At 70.7% G+C, this 5,551-nt stretch carries 2 protein-coding genes; one reads left to right on the forward strand and one right to left on the reverse strand.

Annotated elements, in window-relative coordinates:
* Positions 1 to 3,489 (forward strand): multifunctional oxoglutarate decarboxylase/oxoglutarate dehydrogenase thiamine pyrophosphate-binding subunit/dihydrolipoyllysine-residue succinyltransferase subunit (locus J7E87_RS34195; protein ID WP_215098554.1); only part of this gene is annotated, 3,489 nt, incomplete at its 5' end.
* Positions 3,490 to 3,550: 61 nt separating this feature from the next.
* On the opposite strand, the gene J7E87_RS34200 is transcribed toward J7E87_RS34195, so the two are convergent.
* Positions 3,551 to 5,473, reverse strand: a complete 1,923-nt coding sequence (locus J7E87_RS34200; RefSeq protein ID WP_215098555.1) for a hypothetical protein — start codon at positions 5,471 to 5,473, stop codon at positions 3,551 to 3,553.
* Positions 5,474 to 5,551: the final 78 nt, after the last annotated feature.

The following is a 5,551-nucleotide window of genomic DNA, read 5'->3' on the forward strand; positions in this document are numbered from 1 at the left end:
GCTCCCGCGGCGCCGGCGAAGCCCGCCGCGAGCGCCGGTGCCGCAGGCACCGCCGCCCCCAAGCCGGCGGCTGCCGCCGACAAGGCAAAGGCGGCCGAGCCGGCCGTGGGCCCCCAGCTCGTCCCGTTGCGCGGCCCCGCAGCCGCGGTCGCGAAGAACATGAACGCCTCGCTGGAGGTGCCCACGGCCACATCCGTGCGCGCCGTCCCGGTGAAGCTGCTCTTCGACAACCGCATCGTCATCAACAACCACCTCAAGCGCGCCCGCGGCGGGAAGGTCTCCTTCACGCACCTCATCGGGTACGCGATGGTGCAGGCCATCAAGGCCATGCCGTCGATGAACTGGTCGTTCACGGAGAAGGACGGCAAGCCCGCCCTCGTCAAGCCGGAGCACATCAACTTCGGTCTGGCCATCGACCTGGTGAAGCCGAACGGCGACCGCCAGCTGGTCGTCGCGGGCATCAAGAAGGCCGAGACCATGAACTTCTTCGAGTTCTGGCAGGCCTATGAGGACATCGTCCGGCGCGCCCGCAACAACAAGCTGACGATGGACGACTTCACCGGCGTCACCGTCTCGCTGACCAACCCCGGCGGGCTGGGCACCGTCCACTCCGTGCCGCGTCTGATGCCCGGGCAGTCGGTCATCATGGGCGTCGGCTCGATGGACTACCCGGCCGAGTTCCAGGGCACCTCCCAGGACACCCTGAACAAGCTGGGCATCGCCAAGGTCATGACGCTGACCTCGACGTACGACCACCGGGTCATTCAGGGCGCGGCCTCCGGCGAGTTCCTTCGGATCGTCGCGAACCTCCTCCTCGGCGAGGACGGCTTCTACGACGACATCTTCGAGGCGCTGCGCATCCCCTACGAGCCGGTCCGCTGGCTCAAGGACATCGACGCCAGCCACGACGACGACGTCACCAAGGCGGCGCGTGTCTTCGAGCTGATCCACTCCTACCGGGTCCGCGGCCATGTCATGGCCGACACCGACCCGCTGGAGTACCGCCAGCGCAAGCACCCCGACCTGGACATCACCGAGCACGGCCTCACCCTGTGGGACCTGGAGCGCGAGTTCGCCGTCGGCGGCTTCTCCGGCAAGTCCCTGATGAAGCTGCGCGATGTGCTGGGCGTCCTGCGCGACTCGTACTGCCGCACCACCGGCATCGAGTTCATGCACATCCAGGACCCCAAGCAGCGCAAGTGGATCCAGGACCGGGTCGAGCGCGGACACACCAAGCCCGAGCGCGAGGAGCAGCTGCGGATCCTGCGCCGCCTCAACGCGGCGGAGGCCTTCGAGACCTTCCTGCAGACCAAGTACGTCGGTCAGAAGCGGTTCTCGCTGGAGGGCGGCGAGTCCGTCATCCCGCTGCTCGACGCGGTCATCGACTCGGCTGCCGAGTCCCGCCTGGACGAGGTCGTCATCGGCATGGCCCACCGCGGCCGCCTCAACGTCCTCGCGAACATCGTCGGCAAGTCGTACGCGCAGATCTTCCGGGAGTTCGAGGGCAACCTCGACCCGAAGTCGATGCACGGCTCCGGCGACGTGAAGTACCACCTGGGCGCCAACGGCACCTTCACCGGTCTGGACGGCGAGCAGATCAAGGTCTCGCTGGTCGCCAACCCCTCGCACCTGGAGGCCGTCGACCCGGTCCTGGAGGGTGTCGCGCGCGCCAAGCAGGACGTCATCAACAAGGGCGGCACGGACTTCACGGTCCTGCCGGTCGCCCTGCACGGTGACGCGGCCTTCGCCGGCCAGGGCGTGGTCGCCGAGACGCTGAACATGTCGCAGCTGCGCGGCTACCGCACCGGCGGCACGGTCCACATCGTCATCAACAACCAGGTCGGCTTCACCGCCGCCCCGGAGTCGTCGCGTTCGTCGATGTACGCGACCGACGTGGCCCGCATGATCGAGGCGCCGATCTTCCATGTGAACGGCGACGACCCGGAGGCCGTGGTCCGCGTGGCGCGGCTCGCCTTCGAGTTCCGCCAGACGTTCAACAAGGACGTCGTGATCGACCTCATCTGCTACCGCCGCCGCGGTCACAACGAGGGCGACAACCCGCAGTTCACCAACCCGCAGATGTACAACCTGATCGACAAGAAGCGCTCGGTGCGCAAGCTGTACACCGAGTCGCTGATCGGTCGCGGCGACATCACGCTGGAAGAGGCGGAGCAGGCGCTCCAGGACTTCCAGGGCCAGCTGGAGAAGGTCTTCGCGGAGGTGCGCGAGGCCACCAGCCAGCCGGCACCGGCGCATGTCCCCTCCGCGCAGGCCGAGTTCCCGGTGGCGGTCACCACCGCGGTCTCCCAGGAGGTCGTGAAGCGGATCGCCGAGTCCCAGGTGAACATCCCCGACCACGTCACCGTCCACCCGCGCCTGATGCCGCAGCTTCAGCGGCGTGCGGCCTCGGTGGAGGACGGCACGATCGACTGGGGCATGGGCGAGACGCTCGCCATCGGCTCGCTGCTGATGGAGGGCACCACGGTCCGGCTCTCAGGCCAGGACACCCGCCGCGGCACGTTCGGCCAGCGCCACGCGGTGCTGGTGGACCAGGAGACCGGCGAGGACTACACCCCGCTGCTGTACCTCTCCGAGGACCAGGCCCGTTTCAACGTCTACGACTCGCTGCTGAGCGAGTACGCGGCGATGGGCTTCGAGTACGGCTACTCCCTGGCCCGCCCCGACGCGCTGGTCATGTGGGAGGCGCAGTTCGGCGACTTCGTCAACGGCGCGCAGACGGTCGTCGACGAGTTCATCTCCTCGGCGGAGCAGAAGTGGGGCCAGACCTCCGGTGTGACCCTGCTGCTGCCGCACGGCTACGAGGGCCAGGGCCCGGACCACAGCTCCGCCCGTCCTGAGCGCTTCCTGCAGATGTGCGCGCAGAACAACATGACGGTCGCGATGCCGACCCTGCCGTCGAACTACTTCCACCTGCTGCGCTGGCAGGTCCACAACCCGCACCACAAGCCGCTGATCGTCTTCACCCCGAAGTCGATGCTGCGTCTGAAGGCGGCGGCGTCGAAGGCGGAGGAGTTCACGTACGGCGGCTTCCGCCCGGTGATCGGCGACACCGCGGTCGACGCGGGCAAGGTGGACCCGAGCGCGATCCGCAAGGTCGTCTTCTGCACCGGCAAGGTCTACTACGACCTGGACGCCGAGCGGATCAAGCGCGGCAACACGGACACCGCGATCATCCGTCTCGAGCGTCTGTACCCGCTGCCGGGCGCCGAGCTCCAGGCGGAGATCGCCAAGTTCCCGAACGCCGAGAAGTACCTCTGGACGCAGGAGGAGCCGGCGAACCAGGGTGCGTGGCCGTTCATCGCGCTGAACCTGATCGACCACCTGGACCTGGCGGTCGGCGCGGACATCCCGCACGGCGAGCGCCTGCGCCGCATCTCGCGGCCGCACGGCTCGTCGCCGGCTGTCGGCTCGGCCAAGCGTCACCAGGCTGAGCAGCAGCAGCTGCTCAACGAGGTCTTCGAGGCCTGACCGTACGAACCGAAGGGCCCTGTCCCGCGCACACCGCGCGGGGCAGGGCCCTTCGGGCTGTTCAGGCCCCTTCGAGTCTGGCGATCTCGCGGCGCATCAGGCTCGCGGCCTGAGAGTCGGACGCGCCCGCGGCGGACAGCACGGACAGCACGGCCCGGTGTTCCTCCAGGGCCCGCTCAGAGCCCGTCGTGCGTTCCAGCCGGGTGGCTCGCATCCACTGGGCGGTGGCCGCACGGTCCAGCAGATCGCCGGCTGCGGGCTGGGCCGCCGCGCGGCGGTAGTGGGCCACGGCGTCCTGGAGCCCCGGGTGCGACGCGGTGCGCTCGGCCAGCAGGGCGGCGGCGAGGGCGCGGTACCACCAGGCGTACGCGGCCAGTTCGGGGTCGGCGGCGGCGCGGGCGGCGGCGCCCAGTGCCCAGTCCGCCTCGTGCAGGTCGGCGAGGGTCTGTTCGGCCCGGAAGCCCTCGATGTAGGCGTGGCCCAGCAGGGCCCGGCGGCGCGGGAGTTCGGGATCGGCGGACGGTGTCTCGTCGATCGCCCCGCGCAGGGCCCGTACGGCCGCACGCACATCGGCCGACGAGTCCTTGTCCACGCCGCGTTCGGTCAGCTGCCTGCCGAGCGAGGTGAGGACGACGGCGCGGCCGGGGTCGTGCCAGGGCAGCAGCGGCACGGCCTCGGTCCAGGCCGCGATGGCCGAGTCGCGGTGTGCCCAGCCGCCGGTGGACACGTAGCGCTGCTCCAGGACTCGGGCCATCCGCAGCAGGATGTCGGCCTGTGCCTCCTCGTCCTTGCCGACGTGCTGACGCGCCTGGTCGAGGGCTTGGAGGATGCGCAGTCTGGCGTCGTCGTCGGGGTACTGGTGGGCGAACTCGATGGCGTCGGCGTAATCCAGCCAGGCGCGGCAGAGCTCCGTCTGTGCGACGGCGTCCCAGTCGAGCCCGTCGATGCCGGCGTGCAGGTCCTTGTCGGCCCGGTCGGCGAAGGCGCGGGAGGCGATCAGGTCCTGCTCGTCGGCCGCCCGCGGGACGGGGCCCTCGCCCCGGTAGTGGCGGGCCAGTTCGAGAAGCAGCCCGCCCTTGATGAGCAGCGCGGGCTCCCGGCGCTCGTCGGCCAGCAGCAGTTGTACGACGCCGAGGGCGATATGCAGCGTCTCGGTGAACCAGTCCTCGGGACGGACCGGGCCGCGCGGCGCGTACGGCGCACCGGTCACGGCCAGCCGCCGCAGCACCCGGATCCTGGCCGCCGCGGCGGCCTCCCTGAGCGCGCCCGGGCCGTCCGGCAGCGGCGGGCTCTCGGTCAGTTCGGCGAGGCTGGTGTCCGCGGTCGAGAGCAGGATCGACGCCACCAGGCCCGCGTCCTCGGGGTCCGCGGCCGCCTGGACCCGGACCCACTCCGGCATCAGCTCGGGGCTCAGCCGGCCCTCCTCCACCTCGTCCGCCATCGCCTCGAGGACACGCGCCAGCGTCAGATTTGCCTGTGGCTCCCCGGTGAGCGCGTTCTGCGCGGCGTCCAGCGCCTCGCGCAGGTCCTCGGGCAGCGGGCGCACCAGCCAGCGCCGCAGCAGCGCCTCGGCCAACTCGCCGTACAGCACGGCCCGTTCGGAGCTACGGCGCTCTGCCTGGATGGCTGAGCCGAGCAGCCTTATCGCGGCGTCCAGGTCGCGTACGGTGCCGTACTCGCCGAAATGCGCGAGACAGGCGCGGGCCTGCGCCAGCAGACCCGCCGGGCCCTCTCGCGGCGGGCCGCCGGGGGGCGAGGCCGGTCCGGGGCCGCCGAGCCTGCGCAGCACCTGGGCGGAGATCCGCGCGAAGGCCATCTGGGTGCGGTCGCCGGGGCTGCCGGACGCCACCGGGCGGGGGTCTACGGACCCGGCGAGGAAGGCGGCGGCCGGGACGGCGGACTCTGGTACGTCTTCCTGGACGGCGTCCGCGAGGAGCTGCAGGGTCAACTGGGCGCCGGCAGCGCGGCGTTGGTGCTCAAACACTGCTCCGAGTACGTCGAGAGGCGCTACGGACGCACGGTACGGAACTTCCCCGCCATGGCCGCCGCCTTCCTCGCCGGG

The sequence above is a fragment of the Streptomyces sp. ISL-1 genome, assembly GCF_018614585.1.
Taxonomy (GTDB): Bacteria; Actinomycetota; Actinomycetes; order Streptomycetales; family Streptomycetaceae; genus Streptomyces; species Streptomyces maoxianensis.